General features: G+C 56.7%; 19 protein-coding genes. 14 read left to right on the top strand and 5 right to left on the bottom strand.

The genetic code is table 11. The annotated features are described in order from the left end of the window. Positions 1–70 precede the first annotated feature (70 nt). From G6Q29_RS18270 to pckA, 5 genes are all read left to right on the top strand, one after another. On the top strand, positions 71–2,209 hold the full coding sequence (locus G6Q29_RS18270) for an intracellular growth attenuator family protein (RefSeq protein ID WP_165466539.1): 2,139 nt from the start codon (positions 71–73) through the stop codon (positions 2,207–2,209). A gap of 64 nt (positions 2,210–2,273) precedes the next feature. Beyond that, positions 2,274–2,957 (top strand): GMP/IMP nucleotidase, encoded by a 684-nt coding sequence (gene yrfG / locus G6Q29_RS18275; RefSeq protein ID WP_165466540.1) that lies wholly within the window; start codon positions 2,274–2,276, stop codon positions 2,955–2,957. Continuing rightward, on the top strand, positions 2,954–3,355 hold the full coding sequence (gene hslR / locus G6Q29_RS18280) for a ribosome-associated heat shock protein Hsp15 (protein ID WP_006812238.1): 402 nt from the start codon (positions 2,954–2,956) through the stop codon (positions 3,353–3,355). Before yrfG ends, hslR begins: the two co-directional genes overlap by 4 nt. A gap of 18 nt (positions 3,356–3,373) precedes the next feature. Further along, positions 3,374–4,258 (top strand): Hsp33 family molecular chaperone HslO, encoded by an 885-nt coding sequence (hslO, locus tag G6Q29_RS18285; protein WP_006812239.1) that lies wholly within the window; start codon positions 3,374–3,376, stop codon positions 4,256–4,258. Positions 4,259–4,618: 360 nt separating this feature from the next. Then, entirely contained in the window at positions 4,619–6,238 is a 1,620-nt protein-coding gene (gene pckA / locus G6Q29_RS18290) for a phosphoenolpyruvate carboxykinase (ATP) (protein ID WP_165466541.1), read from the top strand. 124 nt (positions 6,239–6,362) lie between these two features. Here the strand turns inward: pckA and envZ are convergent, their stop codons facing one another. Both envZ and ompR read right to left on the bottom strand, forming a co-directional pair. Beyond that, complete coding sequence (gene envZ / locus G6Q29_RS18295; RefSeq protein WP_165466542.1) at positions 6,363–7,709, bottom strand: two-component system sensor histidine kinase EnvZ; 1,347 nt, start codon at positions 7,707–7,709, stop codon at positions 6,363–6,365. Beyond that, a complete protein-coding gene (gene ompR, locus G6Q29_RS18300) occupies positions 7,706–8,425 on the bottom strand; it encodes an osmolarity response regulator transcription factor OmpR (protein ID WP_001157751.1) in 720 nt (239 codons plus the stop codon). Before ompR ends, envZ begins: the two co-directional genes overlap by 4 nt. 228 nt (positions 8,426–8,653) lie before the next feature. On the opposite strand from ompR, the gene greB reads away from it, so the two are divergent. The 5 genes from greB to feoC all read left to right on the top strand — a co-directional run bounded on the left by greB (position 8,654) and on the right by feoC (position 14,689). After that, positions 8,654–9,127, top strand: a complete 474-nt coding sequence (gene greB, locus G6Q29_RS18305; RefSeq protein WP_165466543.1) for a transcription elongation factor GreB — start codon at positions 8,654–8,656, stop codon at positions 9,125–9,127. Between the two features lie 87 nt (positions 9,128–9,214). Next, on the top strand, positions 9,215–11,545 hold the full coding sequence (locus G6Q29_RS18310) for a Tex family protein (protein ID WP_165466621.1): 2,331 nt from the start codon (positions 9,215–9,217) through the stop codon (positions 11,543–11,545). Between the two features lie 319 nt (positions 11,546–11,864). Further along, positions 11,865–12,092 (top strand): ferrous iron transporter A, encoded by a 228-nt coding sequence (gene feoA, locus G6Q29_RS18315; protein WP_165466544.1) that lies wholly within the window; start codon positions 11,865–11,867, stop codon positions 12,090–12,092. Positions 12,093–12,122: 30 nt separating this feature from the next. Beyond that, on the top strand, positions 12,123–14,441 hold the full coding sequence (gene feoB, locus G6Q29_RS18320) for a Fe(2+) transporter permease subunit FeoB (RefSeq protein WP_165466545.1): 2,319 nt from the start codon (positions 12,123–12,125) through the stop codon (positions 14,439–14,441). An 11-nt stretch (positions 14,442–14,452) separates the two neighbouring features. After that, on the top strand, positions 14,453–14,689 hold the full coding sequence (gene feoC, locus G6Q29_RS18325) for a [Fe-S]-dependent transcriptional repressor FeoC (protein ID WP_023309498.1): 237 nt from the start codon (positions 14,453–14,455) through the stop codon (positions 14,687–14,689). Here the strand turns inward: feoC and bioH are convergent. Next, positions 14,664–15,446 (bottom strand): pimeloyl-ACP methyl ester esterase BioH, encoded by a 783-nt coding sequence (bioH, locus tag G6Q29_RS18330; protein WP_165466546.1) that lies wholly within the window; start codon positions 15,444–15,446, stop codon positions 14,664–14,666. The two genes, feoC and bioH, sit on opposite strands and share 26 nt — an antisense overlap. A 36-nt stretch (positions 15,447–15,482) precedes the next feature. On the opposite strand from bioH, the gene gntX reads away from it, so the two are divergent. The 3 genes from gntX to gntT all read left to right on the top strand — a co-directional run bounded on the left by gntX (position 15,483) and on the right by gntT (position 18,422). Then, the gene (gntX, locus tag G6Q29_RS18335; RefSeq protein ID WP_165466547.1) at positions 15,483–16,163 is read left to right on the top strand and encodes a DNA utilization protein GntX; all 681 of its coding nucleotides are present in this window, start codon (positions 15,483–15,485) and stop codon (positions 16,161–16,163) included. Positions 16,164–16,224: 61 nt separating this feature from the next. Further along, positions 16,225–16,800 (top strand): Fe-S biogenesis protein NfuA, encoded by a 576-nt coding sequence (gene nfuA, locus G6Q29_RS18340; protein WP_165466548.1) that lies wholly within the window; start codon positions 16,225–16,227, stop codon positions 16,798–16,800. Between the two features lie 305 nt (positions 16,801–17,105). Then, positions 17,106–18,422 carry a gluconate transporter gene (gene gntT / locus G6Q29_RS18345; protein WP_165466549.1) on the top strand — a complete coding sequence of 439 codons (1,317 nt, stop codon included), beginning with the start codon at positions 17,106–17,108 and terminating at the stop codon, positions 18,420–18,422. 86 nt (positions 18,423–18,508) lie between these two features. Here the strand turns inward: gntT and malQ are convergent, their stop codons facing one another. Beyond that, positions 18,509–20,590 carry a 4-alpha-glucanotransferase gene (gene malQ, locus G6Q29_RS18350; protein ID WP_165466550.1) on the bottom strand — a complete coding sequence of 694 codons (2,082 nt, stop codon included), beginning with the start codon at positions 20,588–20,590 and terminating at the stop codon, positions 18,509–18,511. A 9-nt stretch (positions 20,591–20,599) separates the two neighbouring features. Then, the gene (malP, locus tag G6Q29_RS18355; RefSeq protein ID WP_165466551.1) at positions 20,600–22,993 is read right to left on the bottom strand and encodes a maltodextrin phosphorylase; all 2,394 of its coding nucleotides are present in this window, start codon (positions 22,991–22,993) and stop codon (positions 20,600–20,602) included. Positions 22,994–23,564: 571 nt separating this feature from the next. Here malP and malT point away from each other — a divergent pair. After that, positions 23,565–26,270, top strand: a complete 2,706-nt coding sequence (gene malT, locus G6Q29_RS18360; RefSeq protein WP_165466552.1) for an HTH-type transcriptional regulator MalT — start codon at positions 23,565–23,567, stop codon at positions 26,268–26,270. Positions 26,271–26,428: the final 158 nt, after the last annotated feature.

The following is a 26,428-nucleotide window of genomic DNA, read 5'->3' on the forward strand; positions in this document are numbered from 1 at the left end:
CAGAATCTCATTCATTGTATAAAGGTGCGACTGACAACACCTGTAAGAAGATAAGTAAGATGGGGAAAGCATGAGCACCATTTTGATTTTTCTCGCTGCTGTGCTGGCCTGCGCGTCGATTGCGGTGTGGGTATTCAGGCGCCGCGTACATCGCCGTTATCGGCTGCCCTTTTTAAACGCGTTCGCCGGGGCAAACACGCGTAAGCTTTCGCCAGAGGAACGCAACACCGTTGAGCATTATCTCGACACGCTTAACCGATCCCGGCTTTCGCCTGGCCCTACCGGCGCCAGCGCCGCCCCCGTATCGCTCAACCTGAACGCTCAAAGCGACACCGTTCTGTGCGTGACGCGCTCCATTACCCGCTACGGCATCACCACCGACGATCCCAACAAGTGGCGCTACTATCTCGATTCTGTTGAAGTGCACCTGCCTCCCTTCTGGGAGCAATATATCAACGATGAAAATAGCGTTGAGCTTATCCATACCGATACGCTGCCGCTGGTTATTTCTCTTAATGGTCATACCCTGAGCGAATATGTTCAGGAAGCGCCGCGCTTTGCGCTGGAACGCGCGAGCGGAACGCAGGCCTCTATTCGCGGTGAAGAGACAGAGCAGATTGAATTGCTGAACATCCGCCAGGAGACGCATGAAGAGTACGTACTGAGCCGCCCGGATGGCATTCGCGAAGCAGTGTTGATTGTTGCCTCATTCTTTCTCTTTTTCATCTGCCTGCTGACGCCGGACGTGTTTGTTCCGTGGCTCGCAGGTAGCGCAGTGCTGCTTCTTGCAGCCGGACTGTGGGGCATATTTGCTCCGCCGGCAAAAACATCGTTACGCGAGATTCACTGCCTGCGCGGAACCCCAAAACGCTGGGGGCTGTTTGGCGAGAACGATCAGGAACATATCAATAATATCTCGCTCGGGATCATCGATCTTATCTATCCGCGCCACTGGCAGCCGTGGATTGCGCAGGATTTAGGCCATAAAACCGATATCGATATTTATCTCGACCGCCACGTTGTACGCCAGGGACGTTACTTATCCCTGCACGACGAAGTGAAAAACTTTCCGCTACAGCACTGGCTCCGCAGCGCAGTAATTGCCGGTGGAGCGGCGTTAATCTTCGTCATGCTGCTGCTTTTCGTGCCGCTGGACATGCCAATTAAATTTACCCTGTCGTGGTTCAAAGGGGCGCAAACCGTGGAAGCCACCAGCGTGCAACAGCTCGAAGAAGCGGGTGTACGCGTGGGTGATACGTTGCGTCTGAAAGGCACCGGGATGTGTAATATCCACACGCCGGGCACCTGGAACACGCGTCAGAACTCACCGTTCTCGCCGTTCGACTGCTCTCAGATCATCTGGAATGATGCCTCCCCGCTGCCGCTGCCGGAATCGGATGTCGTCAATAAGGCCACCGCGCTTACCCAGACGATTAATCGCCAGCTCCATCCGAAACCGGATGAGGATTCTCGCGTCAGCCCTGCCCTGCGTTCAGCGATACAGAAGTCGGGTATGGTGCTGCTGGACGACTTTGGCGAAATCGTCCTGAAAACAGAGGATCTTTGCTCAGCTCAGGATGACTGTATCCGGCTGAAGAACGCGCTGGTCAACCTTGGCAACAGCAAAGACTGGGACACGCTGGTGAAACGCGCCGAAGCGGGACGCCTGGACGGTGTGAACGTACTTTTGCGTCCGGTCAGCGCAGAGTCGCTGGATAACCTGGTGGCGACCTCTACCGCCCCCTTCGTAATGCGTGAAACCACCCGTGCGGCTCAGGCGCTAAACAGCCCGGCGCCCGGCGGATTTGTGATTGCCAGCGATGAAGGCAGCGACCTGGTGGATCAACCCTATCCGCAGGTTTCGCTGTATGACTACCCTGCCCAGGAGCAGTGGAGTGAATTTCAGCGACTGGCGCAGATGCTGATGCGGACGCCATTCAGCGCGGAAGGCATCGTCACCACCCTCTTTACCGACGCCAACGGTACGCGTCATATCGGCCTGCACCGTATGCCGGATAGCGCTGGCCTGTGGCGCTATGTAGGGACATCCCTGCTGCTGATTGCGATGCTGGCGTGCATTGTCTGGAATGGTTATCAGGCCGTACGCCGCTATCAGCGTTCCCGCACGCGGCTGGCAGAAATCCAGGCCTACTACGAAAATTGCCTTAACCCGAAACTGATCTCCTCTTCCGAGAGCCTGATCGGATAACGTCCCTGCGCGACAAGTTGTGCTACCCTGTCGCGCACGTTTCTTCTGGCTGGAGTTCCCCCTTATGCATCTTGATATCGACTGGCAGGCGGTCGATACCGTCCTGCTTGATATGGACGGCACACTGCTCGATCTCGCCTTTGATAACTATTTCTGGCAAAAGCTGGTCCCGGAAACATACGGTGAACAGCAGGGGATCTCCCCGGCGGAAGCGCAGGAATTCATTCGTTCGCAATATAGCGCGGTGCAGCATACGCTAAACTGGTACTGTCTTGATTACTGGAGCGAGCGACTCGGTTTGGATATTTGTGCCATGACCACCGCCCAGGGCGCCCGCGCCGTATTGCGCGACGATACGGTTCCGTTCCTGGATGCGTTAAAAGCCTGCGGTAAGCGCCGCATTTTGCTGACGAATGCGCATCCCCATAATCTGGCCGTGAAGCTGGAACATACCGGTCTTGCTTCACACCTTGATTTATTGCTTTCCACCCACACATTTGGTTATCCGAAAGAGGATCAGCGCTTGTGGCATGCCGTGATGGAAGAGACCGGTTTACAGCCGGAACGGACGCTGTTCATTGACGACAGCGAACCAATTCTGGACTCTGCGGCTGCTTTTGGCATTCGCTATTGTCTGGGCGTGACCAATCCCGATTCCGGCCTGGCTGAGAAAAGCTATTTGCGACATCCGGGGCTGAACGACTATCGCCGGATGATCCCCTCACTCACCGTGAAGGAGACGCCATGAAAGAAAAACCCTCTGATGGGGTAAGACTGGATAAATGGCTGTGGGCCGCCCGTTTTTACAAAACGCGCGCCCTTGCCCGTGAAATGGTTGACGGCGGAAAAGTGCATTACAACGGCCAGCGCAGTAAACCAAGCAAGCTGGTTGAACTGAATGCCACATTGACGCTGCGCCAGGGCAACGATGAGAAAACGGTGGTGGTGAAAGCCATTACCGAACAGCGGCGGCCCGCAACCGAAGCCGTTTTGCTGTATGAAGAGACGGCTGAAAGCATAGAGAAGCGCGAGAAAACCGCGCTGGCGCGCAAAATGAATGCGCTTACGATGCCTCACCCGGACCGGCGACCGGATAAAAAAGAGCGCCGCGATCTGATGAAATTTAAACACGGTGAGAACGAGTAACCCTCACCCGCACGAGAGATGAAAATGGCCCAACACGACCAATTACACCGCTATCTGTTTGAACAATTCGCCGTGCGCGGCGAGCTGGTCACCGTTTCCGAAACCTGGAAACAGATTCTGGAAAATCACAACTACCCGCTGCCGGTGAAAACCCTGTTGGGCGAACTGCTGGTTGCCACCAGCTTGCTGACCGCCACGCTGAAATTTGCAGGCGATATTACCGTCCAGTTGCAGGGCGATGGTCCGATGTCGCTGGCGGTGATCAACGGCAATAACCAGCAGCAGATGCGCGGCGTGGCGCGCGTTCAGGGCGATATCCCTGAAAATGCCGATCTGAAAACACTGGTCGGTAATGGCTATCTGGTTATCACCATCTCGCCTGAAGAAGGTGAGCGCTATCAGGGCGTTGTCGGTCTGGAGGGCGATACGCTTGCCGCCTGCCTGGAAGATTACTTCATGCGTTCCGAACAGCTGCCAACCCGCCTGTTCATCCGCACCGGTGAAGTGGATGGCCAGCCAGCTGCCGGCGGTATGCTGCTCCAGGTTCTGCCTGCGCAGGATGCGCAGACTAATGATTTCGAGCATCTGGCAACGCTGACGGAAACCATCAAAGCGGAAGAGTTGTTCACCCTGTCGGCGACGGACGTGCTGTGGCGTCTGTACCACGAAGAAGAAGTGACGGTTTACGATCCGCAAGCGGTGGAATTCAAGTGCACCTGTTCCCGCGAGCGTTGCGCGGGCGCGCTGAAAACCCTGCCGGATGAAGAGATCGACAGCATCATGGCGGAAGACGGTGAAATCGATATGCACTGTGATTACTGCGGTACGCACTACGTGTTCAATTCGATGGATATTGCGGAGATCCGCAATAACGCCTCCCCGGCGGATCCGCAGGTTCACTAATACCCTTCCCTCACCCCATCCAGTTCCCTCTCCCTGTGGGAGAGGGTTAGGGTGAGGGCAAAAAACCTCGCTAAAGCTGAATCGTTTTCTCTATGTAACTCTTACGTAATTTTCTTACATGTATGCGATTACATTCACATTCCTTCCGATTAAACCACCAACCTTTAACCTTTTAAGAACATTTTCCCCAACCAAAAAGCGATTCCTGCGATAATCTGCCCGCCCTGTGACTGGAGTCGCAGCGTTTTCCGTTAGTAAGGGTTTTGACCAGATACGTAAATCTATGAGCCCCGTCGCGGTTAACATCCCCAGAAAAACCCTACAATTTCAGGCAGTACATATTGGCTAAGGAGCAGTGATATGCGTGTTAATGGTTTAACCCCGCAAGATCTCAAGGCTTATGGTATTCACGACGTCCAGGAAGTGGTCTACAACCCCGATTACGATACGCTGTATCAGGAAGAGCTCAATCCAGCACTGGAAGGTTACGAGCGAGGTGTGTTGACGAACCTTGGTGCTATCGCCGTCGATACGGGTATTTTTACAGGTCGTTCGCCGAAAGATAAGTATATCGTCCGAGACGACACCACCCGCGATACGCTGTGGTGGGCTGATAAAGGCAAAGGGAAGAACGATAACAAACCGCTCTCCCCGGAGACCTGGCAGCATCTGAAAGGGCTTGTCACCCATCAGCTTTCCGGCAAGCGCCTGTTTATTATCGATGCGTACTGCGGTGCGAACGCCGACACCCGCCTTTCCGTACGGTTTATCACTGAAGTGGCCTGGCAGGCGCATTTCGTGAAGAACATGTTCATTCGTCCGACCGATGAAGAGCTGCAAGACTTCACCCCTGACTTTATCGTAATGAACGGCGCGAAATGCACCAACCCGCAGTGGAAAGAGCAGGGTCTAAACTCCGAAAACTTCATTGCCTTCAACCTGACCGAACGTATCCAGCTGATCGGCGGTACCTGGTACGGCGGCGAAATGAAGAAAGGGATGTTCTCGGTTATGAACTACCTGCTGCCGCTGCGCGGTATCGCCTCTATGCACTGTTCGGCGAACGTCGGTGAAAAAGGTGACGTGGCGGTGTTCTTCGGGCTTTCCGGCACCGGTAAAACCACCCTGTCCACCGATCCAAAACGTCGTCTGATTGGCGATGACGAACACGGCTGGGACGATGACGGCGTATTTAACTTCGAAGGCGGCTGCTACGCGAAGACCATTCGTCTGTCTGAAGAGGCAGAGCCGGATATCTACCACGCGATTCGCCGCGATGCGCTGCTGGAAAACGTTACCGTACGTGCCGATGGCTCTATCGACTTCGACGATGCCTCGAAAACGGAAAACACCCGCGTCTCTTACCCGATCTACCACATCGAGAACATCGTGAAGCCGGTGTCGAAGGCGGGACATGCCACGAAGGTGATTTTCCTGACGGCGGATGCGTTCGGCGTGTTGCCACCGGTTTCCCGCCTGACGGCAAGCCAGACGCAGTACCACTTCCTCTCCGGCTTTACCGCTAAGCTGGCGGGTACCGAGCGCGGCGTGACCGAGCCAACCCCAACCTTCTCCGCCTGTTTCGGCGCGGCGTTCCTGTCGCTGCACCCAACGCAGTACGCTGAGGTGCTGGTGAAACGTATGCAGGCATCCGGCGCACAGGCGTACCTGGTAAACACGGGCTGGAACGGTACGGGCAAACGTATCTCCATCAAAGATACGCGCGCCATCATTGACGCGATTCTGGATGGTTCGCTGGATAACGCCGAGACCTTCACGCTGCCGATGTTCGATCTGGCGATCCCGACGGCGCTGCCGGGCGTGGATACGCGTATCCTGGATCCGCGCAACACCTATGGTTCACCGGAACAGTGGCGTGAGAAGGCAGAATCGCTGGCGAAACTGTTTATCGAAAACTTCGAGAAGTATACCGATACGCCGGCAGGTGCTGCGCTGGTGAGTGCAGGACCGAAGCTGTAGCTCTTCTCCCTCTCCCTGTGGGAGAGGGCCGGGGTGAGGGCATCAGGCCGCAGAGGTCGTATGTTGTCGGGTGGCGGCTTCGCCTTACCCGACCTACAAAAAAGGTGGCTTTTGCCACCTTTTTTTAACTCTCTTTCACCTGCCCTCGCAAAACCGGCACCGGCAACCACGCACGAATGCTCAAACCACCCCGCTCGCTGGTGCCAATTTCCAGCAGTCCGTTATGGTTATCAATAATACGCTGCACAATCGCCAGCCCTAAGCCGGTTCCGCTGGTGCTGCGCGCGCTGTCGCCGCGCACAAACGGTTGAAACAGGTGCTTACGCTGCTCAGGCTTAATGCCCGGGCCATCGTCTTCCACCTGGAACCAGGCGCGGTTGAGCTCCGTACCGCTGCTGACTTTGATCCAGCCGTTGCCGTAGCGCGCCGCGTTGACCACCATATTCGCCACCGCGCGTTTGATGGAGAGCGGATGCATACGTACCTGAATCTCACCCGCCTGAAGGTCGGTCGCAATTTCACGTTCGTAGCCACTTTCGGCGGCGACCACTTCGCCCAGAACCGCGTTCAGATCCGCCATCTCCATCGGCATCTCCTGCCCGGTGCGCAGGTAGTCGATAAACTGCTCGATGATGGCGTTACACTCTTCGATATCCTTGTTGATGGATTCTGCAAGATAACCATCCTGCTCGCCCATCATCTCTGTCGCCAGCCGGATACGCGTCAGCGGCGTGCGTAAATCGTGACTAACGCCTGCCATGAGCAACGTACGGTCGTCCGCCAGCTGTTTAACGCCTGCCGCCATGTGGTTAAACGCACGCGTTACAGAGCGCACTTCCGATGCGCCATACTCGCGCAGCGGAGGAGGGATGATCCCTTTACCGACCTGCAATGCCGCATGTTCAAGGTCGACCAGCGGTCGGTTCTGAATACGGATAAACAGCCACGCGCCGCCGATGGCCAACAGCATGATCGCCAGGGTGTAACGGAACAGCGGCGAGAAGTCGCCCTGATGAATCTCGGTGAGCGGCACACGCACCCAGATGTTGGGTGACAGCCAGGTTTTCAGCCAGACAACCGGCGAGCTTTTATTGACCTCAACGCGCACTTCCGTCGGGCCGCCAAGCTGCTGCGCCATCTGCTGGCTGAGGAATTCATAGTGCTGCGCCCAGCGCAGGCCTGCATCTTCCGCCGCTTCGTTCGAGTAGAGAGAAATGCCCAGCTCACGGTAGATTTCCCGACGGAACGCCGGGGGGACAACCAACTGCGTGCCGTCCTCCAGTTGCAGTTTATCGGTCATCAGCATACGCACTTCGTATGCCAGCACCTTATTAAACTGCTGAAGGCTCGGCAGGATTGCAAAGTTCAGCACCACCAGGTAGGTCGTCACCAGGCTGACAAACAGCAGGGTGACGATCAATAACAGCGTGCGGGCAAACGAACTTCGCGGCGAGAAGCGCATTCGCCTCATGCTTTAGAGCCGTCCGGGACAAAAACGTAGCCCAGACCCCACACGGTCTGAATATAACGAGGATGCGCCGGATCTTCTTCCACCATGCGGCGCAGACGAGAGATCTGCACGTCAATAGAACGCTCCATCGCGGAGTATTCACGACCACGCGCCAGATTCATCAGCTTGTCACGGGAAAGCGGCTCGCGCGGATGGCTGACCAGCGCTTTCAGCACCGCGAACTCGCCGCTGGTGAGCGGCATTGGCTCATCTTCGCGGAACATTTCGCGGGTGCCGAGGTTCAGCTTGAACTTACCGAATGCAATCACGGCCTCTTCCTGAGACGGTGCGCCAGGCAGCTCGTTCGCCTGACGACGCAGCACGGCGCGAATACGCGCCAGCAGCTCACGCGGGTTGAACGGCTTTGGAATGTAGTCATCAGCGCCGATCTCAAGGCCGACAATGCGGTCAACTTCTTCCCCCTTCGCCGTCACCATGATGATTGGCATCGGGTTGCTCTGGCTGCGCAGACGGCGGCAAATAGAAAGCCCGTCCTCGCCAGGCAGCATCAGGTCTAACACCATCAGGTGGAAGGATTCACGCGTCAGCAGGCGATCCATCTGTTCCGCGTTCGCGACGCTACGAACCTGGAAGCCCTGCTCGGTCAGATAACGTTCCAGCAGCGCACGCAGGCGCATGTCGTCATCTACGACCAGAATTTTGTAGTTCTCTTGCATTGTGTGTACTCCCAAAGGTTCGGATAGGCCTGGAACAGCGTATTCTAAAAAAGTGCACGTGTTCGACCAGCAAATTCTGGTATAAATTCTAGACGAAATTGTTACAAAGCATATTTAACAGCAGCTTATCTGTTCATTTCATCACATAAATCATTATTAATCTTGTCTGTTACACTGTGCGCTACGTATTGTGCGCAAAGACAGTTAACCGGCATTAAAGGCTGCACCATGAAAACGCCTCTGATCACCCGCGAAGGGTACGAGAAACTCAAAAAAGAGATGGATTACCTGTGGCGCGAAGAGCGTCCGGAAGTGACCAAAAAAGTTACCTGGGCCGCAAGCCTGGGCGACCGCAGCGAGAATGCGGACTATCAGTACAATAAAAAGCGACTGCGCGAAATCGATCGCCGGGTACGCTACCTGACGAAGTGCCTCGAGAATCTCAAAATTGTCGATTACTCCCCGCAGCAGGAAGGCAAAGTGTTCTTCGGCGCGTGGGTGGAGATCGAAAACGACGACGGCCAAACCCTGCGTTTTCGCATCGTCGGCTACGATGAAATTTTTGGTCGTAAGGATTACATTTCTATCGACTCACCCATGGCCCGCGCCCTGCTGAAAAAAGAGGTGGGTGACCTGGCCGTCGTTCATACCCCTGCCGGTGAAGCAAGCTGGTATGTCAACGAAATCGAGTATGTTAAATAGTCCGAGAGCGCCCTCCCCGGCTGGCATTTTTTGGTGTCAGCCCGTATAACTATCCCCCTGATTTTCGATCCACAAGATGAACTGACCATGATGAAAGAGTCGCTCTGCCGCATTATTGCGGGTGAACTTCAGGCCAGAGCCGAACAGGTAGAAGCTGCCGTTCGCCTGCTTGATGAAGGGAACACCGTGCCGTTTATTGCACGTTATCGTAAGGAAGTCACCGGCGGTCTGGATGACACGCAGCTGCGAAACCTGGAGACCCGTCTGGGCTATCTGCGCGAGCTGGAAGACCGACGTCAGGCGATCCTCAAATCTATCGGCGAGCAGGGCAAGCTGACCAGTGACCTCGAAAAAGCCATTAACGGTACCCTGAGTAAAACCGAGCTCGAGGATCTCTATCTGCCGTACAAGCCGAAGCGCCGTACGCGCGGGCAGATTGCGATCGAAGCTGGCCTTGCGCCGCTGGCTGACCTGCTGTGGAACGAGCCGTCTCACGACCCGGAAACCGAAGCCGCCAGGTTTATCGACGCCGATAAAGGCGTAGCGGACACCAAAGCCGCGCTGGACGGCGCGCGCTATATTCTGATGGAGCGCTTCGCCGAAGACGCGGCGCTGCTGGCCAAAGTGCGTGATTACCTGTGGAAGAATGCGCATATCGTTTCCACCGTGGTATCCGGCAAAGAGGAAGAAGGCGCGAAATTCCGCGACTATTTCGATCATCACGAGCCGATTTCTACCGCACCGTCCCACCGCGCGCTGGCGATGTTCCGCGGCCGTAACGAGGGCGTGCTGCAACTCTCCCTGAATGCCGATCCGCAGTTTGATGAGCCGCCAAAAGAGAGTCACTGCGAGCAGATCATTATCGATCACCTCGGCCTGCGCCTGAACAACGCCCCGGCGGACAGCTGGCGCAAAGGCGTGGTGAGCTGGACCTGGCGCATCAAGGTGCTGATGCACCTCGAAACCGAGCTGATGGGCACCGTGCGCGAGCGCGCCGAAGACGAAGCGATCAACGTCTTCGCCCGTAACCTGCACGACCTGCTGATGGCGGCCCCGGCTGGCCTGCGCGCCACCATGGGTCTCGATCCGGGTCTGCGTACCGGCGTGAAGGTGGCCGTGGTTGACGGCACCGGCAAGCTGGTTGCCACCGACACCATCTACCCGCACACCGGTCAGGCGGCGAAAGCGGCCGTCGTCGTCGCCGCGCTGTGCGAGAAGTACAACGTGGAGCTGGTTGCCATCGGTAATGGTACGGCGTCCCGCGAAACCGAACGTTTCTATCTCGACGTGCAGAAGCAGTTCCCGAAAGTGACGGCGCAGAAGGTGATCGTCAGCGAAGCGGGGGCATCGGTCTATTCCGCCTCGGAACTGGCAGCGCAGGAGTTCCCGGATCTGGACGTTTCCCTGCGCGGCGCGGTCTCTATCGCCCGTCGTTTGCAGGATCCGCTGGCGGAGCTGGTGAAGATTGACCCGAAATCCATCGGCGTGGGTCAGTATCAGCACGACGTGAGCCAGACGCAGCTGGCGCGCAAGCTGGATGCGGTAGTGGAAGACTGCGTTAACGCCGTTGGCGTGGATCTGAACACCGCTTCCGTTCCTCTGCTGACCCGCGTGGCGGGCCTGACCCGTATGATGGCGCAGAATATTGTTGCCTGGCGTGATGAGAACGGTCAGTTCCAGAACCGCCAGCAGCTGCTGAAGGTGAGCCGTCTGGGTCCGAAAGCATTTGAGCAGTGCGCGGGCTTCCTGCGCATCAACCACGGCGATAACCCCCTGGATGCCTCTACCGTTCACCCGGAAGCCTATCCGGTTGTCGAGCGTATCCTGGCCGCCACCCAGCAGGCGCTGAAAGACCTGATGGGCGACAGCAGCGCGCTGCGTAACCTGAAAGCGGTGGATTTCACCGACGAACAGTTCGGCGTGCCGACGGTCACGGACATCATCAAAGAGCTGGAAAAACCGGGCCGCGATCCGCGTCCTGAGTTTAAAACCGCGACCTTTGCTGACGGCGTGGAAACCATGAACGACCTGCTGCCTGGCATGGTGCTGGAAGGCGCGGTAACCAACGTCACCAACTTTGGCGCGTTTGTGGATATCGGCGTGCATCAGGACGGTCTGGTGCATATCTCTTCCCTCGCCGACAAGTTCGTTGAAGATCCGCACACCGTGGTTAAAGCGGGCGACATCGTGAAGGTGAAAGTGCTGGAAGTGGATCTCCAGCGCAAGCGTATTGCCCTGACCATGCGTCTGGACGAGCAGCCGGGCGACACCAACGCGCGCCGTGGCGGTAATGGCGGTGGCCGTGAACAGCAGCGCCCGGCAGCGAAAGCCGCGAAGCCACGCGGACGTGACGCACAGCCAGCAGGCAACAGCGCGATGATGGATGCGCTGGCAGCGGCAATGGGTAAGAAACGCTAAATCTGTAAATGCCCGGTGGCGCTACGCTTACCGGGCCTACGATTTTGTAGGCCGGGCAAACGCAGTGCCGCCCGGCAAGCAGACCGCAGGAAATTAAAATAAATATGGTGTATCCATATTTAAACTACTATTTATCACTCCGTTAACAAAATACATTTATTCTTCCCTTTCGGTACTTCCGCAAATATTGAGCAAGGTCAATCCGACCGCAAATTAATACGATTAACAACATCCCGTCACATTTTTATTATTGCTGATAAAAACTATTCTCATTATCATCGCAGTGTAGATTATTTAACCTCTCGTGGAATCAGGCGCTATGCAATTCACTCCAGACAGTGCGTGGAAAATTATCGGTTTTACCCGTGAGATAAGCCCGGCCTACCGGCAAAAACTGCTGTCACTGGGCATGCTACCCGGTTCATCGTTCCAGGTGGTGCGCGTTGCACCGTTGGGCGATCCTGTTCATATCGAAACCCGACGCGTTAATCTGGTTCTGCGTAAAAAAGACCTCGAATTAATTGAAGTTGAATCTTTATCCCGTTAACAAGCCAGCGGTTTCTGTGAGTCTACTACAATGAAAAAATTAACTATTGGCTTAATTGGCAATCCTAATTCCGGCAAGACAACCTTATTTAATCAGTTAACCGGCGCACGCCAGCGTGTGGGAAATTGGGCAGGCGTGACGGTTGAACGCAAAGAAGGCCAGTTCACGACGACGGATAATCAGGTCACGCTGGTTGATTTACCGGGGACCTATTCACTCACCACGATTTCATCCCAGACCTCTCTCGATGAGCAGATTGCCTGCCACTATATTCTGAGCGGCGACGCGGATCTGCTCATTAACGTGGTGGATGCCTCCAACCTTGAACGAAATCTTTATCTCACGTTACAGCTGCTGGAGCTGGGTATTCCCTGCATCGTGGCGCTTAACATGCTCGACATCGCCGAGAAGCAAAAGCTGCGCATCGACGTCGATGCCCTCTCTGCCCGTCTGGGCTGCCCGGTGGTTCCGCTGGTTTCCACCCGCGCTCGCGGCATTGACGCCCTGAAGCTGGCGATTGACCGCCACACGGGAAATGCCGACGTCGAACTGGTGCACTACGCCCAGCCGCTGCTGCGCGAAGCCGGGCAGCTGGCGCAGGAGATGGACAACAGCATGCCCATCAGACAACGTCTGTGGCTTGGCCTGCAAATGCTGGAAGGCGATATCTACAGCCGCGCCTACGCAGGCGATGCGGCGGATAAGCTGAGCGTCGCACAGGCTCGCCTGAGCGACGAGCTGGACGATCCGGCCCTGCACATTGCGGATGCGCGCTATCAGGCCATCGCCGCTATCTGTGACGTGGTCAGCAATGCATTAACCGCTGAACCCAGCCGCTTCACCACCGCCGTGGATAAGATTGTGCTCAACCGCTTCCTCGGTTTGCCGATCTTTTTACTAGTGATGTACGTGATGTTCCTGCTCGCCATTAACATCGGCGGTGCATTACAACCTATCTTTGATGGCGGCTCTGTCGCTATCTTCGTGCATGGTATTCAGTGGCTGGGCTACACCCTCCACTTCCCGGAATGGTTGACCATCTTCCTTGCGCAGGGGATTGGCGGTGGGATCAATACCGTCCTGCCGCTGGTACCGCAGATCGGTATGATGTACCTGTTCCTCTCCTTCCTTGAAGATTCCGGTTACATGGCGCGCGCCGCCTTTGTGATGGACCGCCTGATGCAGGCGCTGGGGCTGCCGGGCAAATCCTTCGTGCCGCTCATTGTCGGTTTCGGCTGTAACGTGCCGTCAGTCATGGGCGCGCGTACGCTGGACGCACCGCGCGAACGCCTGATGACCATCATGATGGCACCGTTCATGTCCTGCGGCGCGCGGCTGGCGATCTTTGCGGTCTTTGCCGCGGCGTTCTTCGGTCAGGAAGGGGCGCTGGCCGTCTTCTCCCTGTATGTGCTGGGTATTGTAATGGCTATTCTCACCGGCCTGATGCTGAAGCACACCATCATGCGTGGCGAAGCGTCGCCGTTCGTGATGGAACTGCCGGTTTATCACGTTCCGCATCTGAAAAGCCTGATTATCCAGACATGGCAGCGCCTGAAGGGCTTCGTTCTGCGTGCCGGTAAGGTGATTGTGGTGGTCAGCATTTTCCTGAGCGCCCTGAACAGCTTCACCCTGAGCGGCCAGGCCGCGGACAACATTAATGACTCTGCACTTGCCTCTGTCAGCCGGATCATTACGCCGGTCTTCAAACCGATTGGCGTGCAGGAAGACAACTGGCAGGCGACCGTGGGTCTGTTCACCGGCGCGATGGCAAAAGAGGTGGTTGTCGGCACCCTGAACACGCTCTACACCGCGGAAAACATCCAGGAAGAGGAGTTTAATCCGGCAGCGTTCCACCTCGGCGATGAACTCCTTGGCGCGGTGGAAGAGACCTGGCAGAGCCTGAAAGACACCTTCAGCCTGAGCGTACTGGCGAACCCGATTGAAGCCAGCAAAGGCGACGGCGAAATGGCGACCGGGGCAATGGGCGTGATGGGCCAGAAATTTGGCAGCGCGTCAGCGGCTTACAGCTACCTTATCTTCGTCCTGCTCTATATTCCGTGCATTTCGGTCATGGGCGCCATTGCCCGTGAGTCCAGCCGCGGCTGGATGGGCTTCTCCATTCTGTGGGGGCTGAACATTGCCTACTCGCTGGCGACCGTGTTTTATCAGGCCGTCAATTACGGCCAGCATCCGCGCTACAGCCTGGTCTGTATCCTCGCGGTGATCCTGTTTAACGTAATGGTGATTGGCCTGCTGCGCCGGGCGCGTAGCCGCGTTGACGTTAACCTGCTGGCAACGCGCAAAACCCCGACGACCTGCTGTAGCAGCCCTGCGGGCGACTGTCACTGAGGGGAAAAAACATGGCATCGTTGATTCAGGTTCGTGACTTACTGGCGTTACAGGGACGAATGGAGGCGAAGCAGCTCAGCCTCAGCCTGCATACGCCGCAGCCGATGATCGATGCCATGCTGGAAAGGCTGGAGGCGATGGGGAAAGCCGTGCGCATCCAGGAAGAGCCGGACGGTTGTCTGTCCGGCAGTTGTAAGAGTTGCCCTGAAGGTAAAGCCTGTCTCAGGGAGTGGTGGGCACTTCGCTGATAAAACCGGACAGCGCCGAACAAAACTCAGCAGGATGAGAGATGAACGGCGCATGTGCCGCTTTGGCAACCACCATTGATTTACTCTCCGGCCACAGCGCATCCAGCAGCGGAACCACCTTGCGCGGAACCAGTCCATCCAGATAGCCATAAATACGCAGATGCGGCACCGTAACCGACGCCAGCGGCTCGCGTAGATCGACCGTTTTCAGGATCTCCAGCCCTCCGTTCAGCACCTCAACCTCCGGCATCGGCAGAGAAAGCACCGTCTGCTTCAGCGTCCGCGCATCCTGACGGGCGGTTTCTGTTCCCATCGTCTGTAAAGCCAGGAAACGCTCCACCGTCCGCTGGAAGTCTTCGCTCAGCTGGTGTTGGAAGCCGGCCAGCACCTCAGGTTTGATACCCGGCCACGCCTCGCGGGCGCTGAAACAGGGTGATGAGGCAACGGTGATCAGCGCCTGGACACGCTCAGGATGGCGCAGCGCAATCTGGCTTGCCACCAGCCCGCCCAGGCTCCAGCCGAGCCAGACGGCTTTTTGCGGCGCCGCTTCCAGTACCAGCTCCGCCATGTCGTCAAGCGTCATCGCGCCATAGCCGCGGCTGCGGCCATAGCCCGGTAGATCCACCAGGTGTACCGTGAATTGCGAGGCCAGTTCCTCACTTATGCAACGCCACACTTCGGCGTTCAGTCCCCATCCGTGCAGCAGCACAAGATGACAATTTCCCGTCCCAACGGTCTGCCACCACAGCGTCTTCATCAGTTAACGTTCTCTTTTTTCACATGGAGGTTGCATATGCTAACAGTGCCCGGCTTTTGCTGGCTATGCCGAATGCCACTTGCGTTGAGCGCGTGGGGCGTCTGTTCCGTTTGCACGCGAGCGCTGGGTGACCTTAAGGGCTGTCCGCAATGCGGCTTGCCTGCCGTAAGCCAGACGCTCCCCTGTGGCCGATGCCTGAAAAAAGCGCCGCCGTGGCGCGCGCTGGTAGCGGTGGATGATTACACATTACCGCTAAGTCATCTGGTTCATCAGTTCAAGTTTTCCAGCCAGACTGCGCTGGCGCAGCCGCTGGCACGCCTGTTATTACTGGCGGTATTACAGGCGCGAAGAACGCGCGGACTGCCGCAGGTGGACACGCTCGTGAGCGTACCGCTGTTTCAGCGCCGCCACTGGCGACGGGGATACAATCAGAGCGACCTGCTCTGCCGTCCGCTCGCACGCTGGCTGGGTTGTCAGTATCCAGCCTCTGCGCTGAAGCGCATTCATGCCACTGCCGTTCAGCACCGACTTAACGCCCGGTCGCGCAAAAGGAACCTGAAAAACGCCTTTCGCCTTGAATTACCGGTCAACGGCCTCCATATCGCGATTGTGGATGATGTCGTCACCACGGGCAGTACCGTGGCTGAACTTTCCCGACTGCTTTTGCAAAGCGGCGCCGCGTCAGTTCAGGTATGGTGTTTGTGCCGTACCTTGTAGCCCTTCTTCAATGGGCGTATGATTATACCCAGGTAATTTAGTCAACTATTAGGCCAAAGCTATGATCCGTATTTCCGATGCTGCACAAGCGCACTTTGCCAAACTGCTGGCAAATCAGGAAGAAGGGACGCAGATCCGCGTGTTTGTGATCAATCCAGGCACGCCGAATGCAGAATGTGGTGTTTCTTATTGTCCTCCGGATGCCGTGGAAGCAACTGACACTGCCCTTAAATTTGAACAGCTCACCGCGTACGTTGATGAGCTGAGCGCGCCGTATCTTGAAGATGCGGAGATTGATTTCGTCACCGACCAGCTGGGTTCTCAGCTGACGCTGAAGGCGCCAAACGCGAAGATGCGTAAAGTCTCTGACGATGCACCGCTGATGGAGCGCGTGGAATATCTGCTGCAATCGCAGATCAACCCGCAGCTGGCCGGCCACGGTGGACGTGTTTCCCTGATGGAAATCACCGAAGATGGTCTGGCGATCCTGCAATTCGGCGGCGGCTGTAACGGCTGCTCCATGGTCGATGTGACCCTGAAGGAAGGGATCGAGAAGCAGCTGCTGAACGAATTCCCTGAACTGAAAGGCGTGCGCGATTTGACCGAGCACCAGCGCGGCGAGCACTCCTACTACTGATTCAGTGCCCGTCTGTCTTGCCCGGTAGCGCTGCGCTTACCGGGCCTGCTTTTCCTTACCTCCCCCTCTATATGTTGACCTGCGTCTCATAATTCAAATTTTACCTCCCAGGGTGATTCTCAATCGCCCAATGTTACCCGTATCATTCGCGTGGGCACTCAACACCCTTATAACAGCCTACTAAACTTAATGTTTTCGCAGGCATCAGTATGAGTGCCGTTAACACTCTGTTCCCAGTTGGGACAACCGGAATTTGTCGTTGAAACAATGACGTTACCCATAACAATTCAAAGGCCAGGTCAATCATGCCATTAGTCATCGTCGCTATCGGTGTTGCGTTATTACTGCTCTTGATGATCCGCTTCAAAATGAACGGATTTATCGCTCTGGTTCTGGTAGCTCTTGCAGTCGGTCTGATGCAAGGAATGCCGCTGGTTAAAGTTATCAGCTCCATTAAAGCCGGTGTCGGCGGTACGCTCGGCAGCCTGGCGCTGATCATGGGCTTCGGCGCCATGCTTGGTAAAATGCTCGCGGACTGCGGTGGCGCACAGCGTATTGCCACCACGCTTATCGAGAAATTTGGCAAGAAGAACATTCAGTGGGCAGTCGTGTTAACCGGTTTTACCGTCGGTTTCGCGCTGTTCTATGAAGTGGGCTTCGTACTGATGCTGCCGCTGGTGTTCACCATCGCCGCTGCCGCCAACATCCCGCTGCTGTTCGTGGGTGTGCCGATGGCTGCGGCGCTGTCTGTCACCCACGGCTTCCTGCCGCCGCACCCGGGTCCAACGGCTATCGCCACCATCTTCCACGCCGATATGGGTAAAACCCTGCTGTTCGGTACGATTCTGGCGATCCCGACGGTGATTCTGGCTGGCCCTGTTTATGCCCGCTTCCTGAAAGGCATTGATAAGCCTATCCCGGAAGGGCTGTACAGCGCGAAGACCTTCACTGAAGAAGAGATGCCTGGCTTTGGCGTTAGCGTCTGGACTTCACTGGTGCCGGTGATCCTGATGGCGATGCGTGCCGTAGCAGAGATGGTTCTGCCGAAAGGCCACGCCTTCCTGGGCGTGGCGGAGTTCCTGGGCGACCCGGTGATGGCAACGCTGATTGCTGTCCTGATTGCGATGTTCACCTTCGGTCTTAACCGTGGTCGTTCCATGGATCAGATCAACGACACGCTGACCTCTTCCATCAAAATTATTGCCATGATGCTCCTGATCATCGGCGGCGGCGGCGCGTTCAAGCAGGTGCTGGTCGACAGCGGCGTGGACAAATACATCGCCGCCATGATGCATGAAACCAACGTATCGCCTCTTCTGATGGCATGGTCTATTGCCGCGGTGCTGCGCATTGCGCTGGGTTCTGCGACCGTTGCGGCGATTACCGCAGGCGGTATCGTTGCGCCGCTGATTGCAACTACTGGCGTAAGTCCTGAACTGATGGTTATCGCGGTCGGTTCCGGTAGCGTGATTTTCTCCCACGTGAACGATCCGGGCTTCTGGCTGTTCAAGGAGTACTTCAACCTGACCATCGGTGAAACCATCAAGTCCTGGTCTGCGCTGGAAACCATTATTTCGGTGTGTGGCCTGGTCGGGGTGCTGCTGTTAAACATGGTGGTTTGATGTAAAAAAGCCGGGTCGCGCTGACGCTTACCCGGCCTACATTCTATTCCCTCTCCCTCTGGGAGAGGGTTAGGGTGAGGGTGAAACTACCGCTTCTTCCCCACCGCCCTTCTGCGCTTGTCCAAATCCTTAATCAGCCTGTTCACTCCGTCATCGGCAAACATCTTCTCAAGCGTTGTGGACAATTTGCGACGCCAGTTCTTGTACTGATAGCTGGTCCCCGGGATGTTCACCGGCTCCGCCATATCAAGCCAGTCTTCCGGTTGCAGGCCGAGTAACGCGCTGTTGCTGTCGGCAATGTAGCGCTGTAAGCCACGGTTAAGCGTTGGCGTCATCGACATCAGCGACGCCTTATGCCCGGCGCGCTTCGGCAGACAGCCATGCTTGTGCAACGCATCCAGCAGCCCCTGCTTCGCCAGCTCGCGATCCTGATACAGCCCGCGCAAAACCTCTTCATCAGGATACAGCCCCAGCGTTTTGCCGAGCGTCAGGTCGCCGCTTTCCCAGTAGCCCCGGAGCGTAGGAAGATCATGCGTCGTCGCGACTGCCATTGACTGTTCAGGGTACGCTTTCGGCGCGCGGAAAGTTTTCTCATGGTCGTTTTCAAAATAGAGCACTTTGTAGGAGTAAACGCCGCTGTCGCGGAGCTTACTGACAATCTCAACCGGCACGGTACCGAGATCTTCCCCAATCACCATGCACTGATGACGTTTACTTTCCAGCGCGAGAAGTGAGAGCAGATCGTCAACCGGATACTGCACGTACGCCCCGTGGTCGGCGGTTTCACCGTACGGGATCCACCACAGGCGCAGCACGGACATCACGTGGTCGATACGCAACGCGCCGCAGTTCTGCATGTTAGCGCGCAGCAGGTCGATAAACGGCTCGTAGGCACGCGCCGCCATCACGTGCGGATCCATCGGCGGTAAGCCCCAGTTCTGACCAAGCGGGCCCAAAATGTCCGGCGGCGCGCCTACTGAAGCTTTCAGGCAGTAAAGTTCCCGGTCACACCAGGTTTCCGCCCCGCCTTCCGCCACGCCGACGGCCAGATCGCGATACAGCCCGATCGGCATGTTATAGCCCTGGCTCACCTGCCAGCAGGCAGCAAACTGGCTGTAGGCCAGCCACTGCAACCAAAGATAGAAATCCACCTCGTCGGCATGCGTCTCACAGAACGCCTTCACTTCCGGGGTATCAACGGACTGATACGCTTCCGGCCACACCGGCCAGCCCCAGCGCATCTCGTCCTCTTGCACCTGATACGCATGCAACGCGTCAAACGCTGCCTGCCAGTAAAGGCTCTCTCCTTCCTGCATCACAAACTGGCGGAAGGCTGCCATCTGCTCGTCGTCACGCTTCGCAAAGCCCTTCCATGCCAGACGCAGAGCCGCCATCTTCAGCGCGGTCACGGTGGCGTAATCGACCCAGTCCGCGTCCCTAGCCTGTTTCAGCATCTGCTGGGTGGTCTCAAGCGTCCACCACGCCTGTGCCTCTTTGCTATTTTTGAAATCGTCTAACGCATTAACGTCGATGTAAATCACGTTCAGCCAACGGCGAGAAGACGGGCTGTACGGGCTGGCGCTTTCCGGGTTCGCCGGATAGAGCGCGTGGATCGGGTTGAGGCCGATAAATGCCCCGCCGCGCTCGCCCACGTCCGCCAGCATATTCTTCAGATCGCCAAAATCGCCGATGCCCCAGTTGTTATCCGAACGCAACGTATAGAGCTGCACGCAGGCACCCCACAGCTTTTTGCCTTCGAGTAGCGCCTTCGGCTCATAGCAGCGCTTCGGCGCGACGATCGCCCGGCAGTGAAAACGCTGCTCGCCCTGGGTGAGCGTCAGGCTGTGATAGCCCTCCGGCAGCTTCGCCGGGAGGTTGAACGTTTTGCCGCCGGTGGCGTGGCCTTTGTGCTGATGCCCCTCTTCGGTGGTGAGCAGCCAGCTGAACTCGCCGCGCCCTTCTACCGCCAGCGACATCTTTTTACCCGCGGTAAAGATCTTCACGTTCGGCACCGGCGGAACCGACGCTTTCGCGTCGGTTTTGTGCATCGCATCGAGCAAACGTCTTTTGGTATCCGCACCAATAGACTGCGGTTTGCCGTGCGCATTGATGTAACTGAGGCTAATTCCCGCCGCCTGCGCGGCACTGTCCAGACGTTTACTCTCCATCGCGCTTCCTTAGCGTTTTGCCTGCCAGATACGGGTCTGATAATCACGGATTGAGCGGTCAGAGCTGAACATGCCGCAGCGCGCGGTGTTCAGAATACACGCCCGGGTCCAGGCCTCCTGGTCACGATACAGCACGTCGACCTGCTTCTGCGCTTCAACGTAAGCGGTGAAGTCAGCCATCACCAGGTACGGGTCGCCGCCCTGTTTGCCCATGCTGTGCAGCATCTGGTCAAATGCGTGCTTGTCGCCGTCACTGTACTTACCGCTTTCCAGCTCTTTCAGCACCGCATCCAGCAGCTTGTCTTTTTTACGCCATTTCACCGGGTCGTACCCTTTGGCTTTGATGGCTTTCACTTCTTCAACAGTATGGCCGAAGATAAAAATGTTCTCTTCACCGACCTTCTCCGCGATTTCAACGTTCGCACCGTCCAGCGTGCCGACGGTCAGCGCGCCGTTGAGCGCCAGCTTCATGTTGCCGGTACCGGACGCTTCTTTCCCGGCGGTCGAGATCTGCTCGGAAATATCCGCCGCCGGGATCAGCATTTCAGCCGCAGAGACGCAGTAGTCCGGCAGGAACACCACCTTCAGCTTGTCGCCCACCTTCGGATCGTTGTTGATCGCCGCAGCAACCTTATTAATGGCGAGGATAATGTTTTTCGCCAGGTAGTAGCCCGGCGCCGCTTTCGCACCGAACAGGAACACGCGCGGCACGCGATCGGCCTGCGGGTTCTCGCGGATCTCTTTGTACAGCGCCAGAATGTGCAGCAGGTTCAGGTGTTGGCGTTTGTACTCGTGCAGGCGTTTGATCTGGATATCGAAGATGGCGTTCGGGTTGATCTCAATCCCGGTGCGCGCTTTCACAAACGCCGCCAGACGAACCTTGTTCTCCAGCTTAATGGCGCGGTACTGCTCGCGGAACTTCGCGTCGTCAGCGTATTTTTCCAGGTTGATCAGCTGGTCCAGGTCGTTGGCCCACTCTTTCTTCAGGGTCTTGTCCAGCAGGTCAGCCAGCAGCGGGTTGCACTGCTTGATCCAGCGGCGCGGCGTGATGCCGTTGGTCACGTTGTGGAATTTGGTCGGCCAAAGCTGGTGATATTCCGGGAACAGATCCTTCACCACCAGATCCGAGTGCAGCGCCGCCACGCCGTTCACCGCAAAGCCGCTCACCACGCACATGTTCGCCATGCGCACCTGTTTGTCGTGTACCACGGCCAGCTTCGCCCAGACGGCTTTGTCACCCGGCCAGGTTTTCTCTACCAGCAATTTAAACTGGTCGTTAATCTTGTTGATGATCTGCATCTGACGCGGCAGCAGCGCTTTCACCAGCTTCTCATCCCAGCACTCGAGCGCTTCCGGCATCAGGGTGTGGTTGGTGTAGGCGAAAGTGCGGCTGGTGATGGCCCAGGCGTCGTCCCAGCTCAGCTGATGCTCGTCGATCAGCACGCGCAGCAGTTCAGGAATGGCAATCGTCGGGTGCGTGTCGTTCAACTGGATCACTTCGAAGTCCGGCAGCTGTGCCAGCTTACGGCCGGCCAGATGGTGACGGCGCAGAATGTCCGCCACGGAGCAGGCGCACTGGAAGTACTGCTGCATCAGGCGCAGCTTTTTACCGGCCAGGTGGTTGTCGTTCGGATAGAGGACTTTGGTCAGCTTCTCGGCGTCGATGCCCTGCTGCTCGGCACGCAGGAAATCGCCGTCGTTAAATTTGGTCAGGTTAAACGGATGGGCGTGCTTCGCCTGCCACAGACGCAGCGGCTGCGCTACGCCGTTACGGTAGCCAAGTACCGGCAGGTCCCAGGCTTCACCGGTAAGAGTGAACGCCGGTTCCCAGAGGCCTTGCTTCGTGACTTTCCCGCCAATGCCTACCTGCACATCAAGCTGCGCATTGTGGCGGAACCACGGATAGGTATTGCGGTGCCAGTCGTCCGGCGCTTCCATCTGGTGACCGTCAGCAAACGACTGACGGAACAGGCCGTACTGGTAGTTCAGGCCATAGCCAATCGCCGACTGGCCCACCGTTGCCATGGAATCCAGGAAACAGGCCGCCAGACGTCCCAGACCGCCATTACCCAGCGCCGGGTCAATCTCTTCTTCCAGCAGATCGGTCAGATTGATGTCGTGTTCTTTCAGTACGTCACCAACATCCTGATACCAGCCAAGGTTCAGCAGATTGTTACCCGTCAGCCGACCAATCAGGAACTCCATCGAAATGTAGTTGACGTGACGTTGGCCCTTAACAGGCTTCGCCACGGGCTGAGCGTCCAGCTGCTCTGCGAGCGCCCCGCTCACCGCCTGCCACCACTGGTGAGGCGTCATCTCGTTTGCAGCATGAAGGCCAAAACGCTGCCACTGACGCGTCAGGGCAGCCTGGAATTGAGCTTTGTTGAAGGTAGGCTGTGACATAGGGAATCGGCATCCTGTAGAGAGAAAACACATTTGGCGCTAGTGTGCCTGGCTCATTGCGCCTCTTCCTCCTCCCGTCGGGGATTAGGCAGGGAGGAGTAGCGGGGATGAGCATAAAAGTGTGATCGAGGCCACTGTGTGAGTGTGCGCTTCGTTAAAAATGCGTTCCCGGAAGGGTGTCAAAGAAATGAAATACAGTTGCGTTAGTACTTAATCATCGCTGAAATGATTACTTACGTAGAATAATATTTCCGCACGCCGTATTTATTCAGCGCCACTATTAAGCCCGTGCAACTATCCCAACGTTTATTAACTTCTGCGTCATTATCTCTTTCTGAAACCTGTTTCAGCGCAACCACAGCTTGTGCAGGCAAGCCAGCAGCAGCGCGGCATCCAGCCCGTTATGAAAAGTTCCATCCGTGATGCGAATGTTTTGTGACAGAGTGCAAATTCAGAGCCTCCAAACCCAGACATAACTTGCAATAGTTCCTCTATTGGCCGAACTTATAGATATTAATTACGAAGCGCAAAAAAAATAAATTTTCTCGTTCCCCACAGTGAAGTGAAAACTATGTTGATTCCGTCCAAATTAAGTCGCCCGGTTCGTCTTGACCATACTGTGGTCCGCGAGCGCCTGCTGGCTAAACTTTCCGGTGCGCATAATTTCCGACTGGCGCTGGTTACGAGTCCTGCGGGTTATGGAAAAACGACGCTCATTTCGCAATGGGCGGCAGGTAAAAGCGATCTTGGCTGGTACTCCCTGGATGAAGGAGATAACCAGCAGGAACGCTTTGCCAGTTATTTAATTGCCGCTATTCAGCAGGCAACCAACGGACACTGCGTCACCAGCGAGGTGATGGTGCAAAAGCGCCAGTACGCCAGCCTGTCCTCCCTTTTCTCTCAGCTGTTTATCGAGCTGGCCGAATGGCATCGCCCGCTATATGTGGTGATTGATGATTATCATCTGATTACCAACCCGGTTATTCACGAGTCCATGCGTTTCTTCCTGCGCCATCAGCCGGAAAACCTGACGCTGGTTGTCCTGTCACGTAACCTTCCGCAGTTGGGCATTGCCAACCTGCGCGTGCGCGATCAACTGCTGGAAATCGGCAGCCAGCAGTTAGCCTTTACCCATCTGGAAGCGAAACAGTTCTTTGACTGCCGCCTGACTTCTCCAATTGAGGCTTCTGAAAGCAGCCGCCTGTGCGATGACGTGGCTGGCTGGGCAACGGCGCTTCAGCTGATTGCCCTTTCCGCCCGGCAAAATAACAGCCCGACGCATCAGTCCGCGCGCCGTCTGGCAGGCATTAACGCCAGCCATCTGTCGGATTATCTGGTGGATGAGGTACTCGACAGCGTTGACCTCTCCACCCGCCATTTCCTGTTGAAAAGCTCCCTGCTGCGTTCCATGAACGATGCGCTGATTGTGCGCGTCACCGGCATCGAAAACGGGCAGCTTCAGCTCGAAGAGATTGAACGTCAGGGTCTGTTTCTGACGCGCATGGACGATCCCGGCGAATGGTTTAGCTACCATCCGCTGTTTGGCAGTTTCCTGCGTCAGCGTTGCCAGTGGGAACTGGCCGCAGAGCTGCCCGAGATTCACCGCGCCGCCGCCGAAAGCTGGATGGCGCAAGGTTTCCCGAGCGAGGCTATCCACCATGCGCTGGCCGCCGGGGATGCCAGCATGCTGCGCGATATTCTGCTCAATCACGCATGGGGTCTGTTCAACCATAGCGAACTGACGCTGCTGGAAGAGTCGTTAAAAGCGCTGCCGTGGGAGAGCCTGCTGGAGAACCCGCGTCTGGTGCTGCTCCAGGCCTGGTTGATGCAGAGCCAGCATCGCTACAGCGAAGTGAACACCCTGCTGGCGCGCGCCGAGCAGGAGATGGAAAGCGAGATGGATAGCACCCTGCACGGCGAATTTAACGCCCTGCGTGCGCAGGTAGCGATTAACGACGGCGATCCGGAAGAAGCCGAACGGCTGGCGATGGTCGCGCTGGATGAGCTGCCGCTGGCGAATTTTTACAGCCGCATTGTGGCCACCTCGGTGCACGGCGAAGTCCTGCACTGTAAGGGCGATCTCACGCGTTCGCTTTCTCTCATGCAGCAAACCGAACAGATGGCGCGCCGCCACGATGTCTGGCATTACGCCCTGTGGAGTCTGATCCAGCAAAGCGAAATTTTATTTGCGCAGGGGTTCCTGCAAGCCGCCTGGGAAAACCAGGAGAAAGCGTTCCAGCTGATCCGTGAACAGCATCTGGAACAGCTGCCGATGCACGAGTTCCTGTTGCGTATTCGCGCTCAGCTGCTGTGGGCATGGTCGCGTCTGGATGAAGCAGAAAGCTGCGCCCGCCAGGGTCTGAATGTCCTTTCGAGCTTCCAGCCGCAGCAGCAGCTCCAGTGTCTGGCTCTGCTGGTGCAGTGCTCGCTGGCGCGCGGCGACCTGGATAATGCCCGCAACCATCTTAACCGCCTGGAAAACCTGCTCGGCAACGGGCAGTACCATAGCGACTGGGTCTCCAACGCCGATAAGGTGCGCGTGATTTACTGGCAGATGACCGGCGATAAAAAGTCCGCTGCCAACTGGCTGCGTCATACGCCTAAACCGGAATTTGCCAATAACCACTTCCTGCAAAGCCAGTGGCGCAATATTGCCCGCGTGCAGATCCTGCTGGGGGATTTCGAGCCTGCCGAGATCGTGCTGGAAGAATTAAACGAAAACGCCCGCAGCCTGCGCCTGATGAGCGATTTAAACCGCAACCTGCTGCTGTTAAACCAGCTTTACTGGCAGGCGGGACGTAAAAACGATGCCCAGCGCGTGCTGCTGGAAGCGTTGCAGCTGGCGAACCGCACCGGTTTTATCAGCCACTTTGTGATTGAAGGTGAAGTGATGGCTCAACAGTTGCGTCAGCTGATTCAGCTCAACACGCTGCCGGAACTCGATCAGCATCGCGCCCAGCGCATTCTGCGCGAGATCAACCAACACCATCGCCACAAGTTTGCGCACTTCGATGAGAACTTTGTTGAACGTCTGCTGAACCATCCGGAAGTGCCGGAGCTTATCCGCACCAGCCCGCTCACCCAGCGTGAATGGCAGGTGCTGGGGCTGATCTATTCCGGCTACAGCAACGAGCAAATTGCTGGTGAACTGGCGGTGGCGGCGACCACCATTAAAACGCACATTCGCAATTTGTATCAAAAGCTGGGCGTGGCGCACCGTCAGGACGCGGTACAGCATGCGCAGCAGCTGTTGAAGATGATGGGGTACGGAGTGTAGATCCTCTGCGGTCTGATGCCCTCACCCCGACCCTCTCCCACAGGGAGAGGGAGTAAACACTAAAAACGGCAACCTGGGTTGCCGTTTTGCTTTTACCTTGTGCGGTCTGATGCCCTCACCCCGGCCCTCTCCCACAGGGAGAGGGAGTAAACACTAAA

The sequence above is a fragment of the Enterobacter cloacae genome, assembly GCF_011078175.1.
GTDB lineage: Bacteria > Pseudomonadota > Gammaproteobacteria > Enterobacterales > Enterobacteriaceae > Enterobacter > Enterobacter cloacae_Q.

Bases quoted from the DNA above. Each gene is read 5' to 3' on its own strand.
- G6Q29_RS18270 (WP_165466539.1), top strand. From the start codon at position 71: ATGAGCACCATTTTGATTTTTCTCGCTGCTGTGCTGGCCTGCGCGTCG.
- yrfG (WP_165466540.1), top strand. From the start codon at position 2,274: ATGCATCTTGATATCGACTGGCAGGCGGTCGATACCGTCCTGCTTGAT.
- hslR (WP_006812238.1), top strand. From the start codon at position 2,954: ATGAAAGAAAAACCCTCTGATGGGGTAAGACTGGATAAATGGCTGTGG.
- hslO (WP_006812239.1), top strand. From the start codon at position 3,374: ATGAAAATGGCCCAACACGACCAATTACACCGCTATCTGTTTGAACAA.
- pckA (WP_165466541.1), top strand. From the start codon at position 4,619: ATGCGTGTTAATGGTTTAACCCCGCAAGATCTCAAGGCTTATGGTATT.
- envZ (WP_165466542.1), bottom strand. From the start codon at position 7,709: ATGAGGCGAATGCGCTTCTCGCCGCGAAGTTCGTTTGCCCGCACGCTG.
- ompR (WP_001157751.1), bottom strand. From the start codon at position 8,425: ATGCAAGAGAACTACAAAATTCTGGTCGTAGATGACGACATGCGCCTG.
- greB (WP_165466543.1), top strand. From the start codon at position 8,654: ATGAAAACGCCTCTGATCACCCGCGAAGGGTACGAGAAACTCAAAAAA.
- G6Q29_RS18310 (WP_165466621.1), top strand. From the start codon at position 9,215: ATGATGAAAGAGTCGCTCTGCCGCATTATTGCGGGTGAACTTCAGGCC.
- feoA (WP_165466544.1), top strand. From the start codon at position 11,865: ATGCAATTCACTCCAGACAGTGCGTGGAAAATTATCGGTTTTACCCGT.
- feoB (WP_165466545.1), top strand. From the start codon at position 12,123: ATGAAAAAATTAACTATTGGCTTAATTGGCAATCCTAATTCCGGCAAG.
- feoC (WP_023309498.1), top strand. From the start codon at position 14,453: ATGGCATCGTTGATTCAGGTTCGTGACTTACTGGCGTTACAGGGACGA.
- bioH (WP_165466546.1), bottom strand. From the start codon at position 15,446: ATGAAGACGCTGTGGTGGCAGACCGTTGGGACGGGAAATTGTCATCTT.
- gntX (WP_165466547.1), top strand. From the start codon at position 15,483: ATGCTAACAGTGCCCGGCTTTTGCTGGCTATGCCGAATGCCACTTGCG.
- nfuA (WP_165466548.1), top strand. From the start codon at position 16,225: ATGATCCGTATTTCCGATGCTGCACAAGCGCACTTTGCCAAACTGCTG.
- gntT (WP_165466549.1), top strand. From the start codon at position 17,106: ATGCCATTAGTCATCGTCGCTATCGGTGTTGCGTTATTACTGCTCTTG.
- malQ (WP_165466550.1), bottom strand. From the start codon at position 20,590: ATGGAGAGTAAACGTCTGGACAGTGCCGCGCAGGCGGCGGGAATTAGC.
- malP (WP_165466551.1), bottom strand. From the start codon at position 22,993: ATGTCACAGCCTACCTTCAACAAAGCTCAATTCCAGGCTGCCCTGACG.
- malT (WP_165466552.1), top strand. From the start codon at position 23,565: ATGTTGATTCCGTCCAAATTAAGTCGCCCGGTTCGTCTTGACCATACT.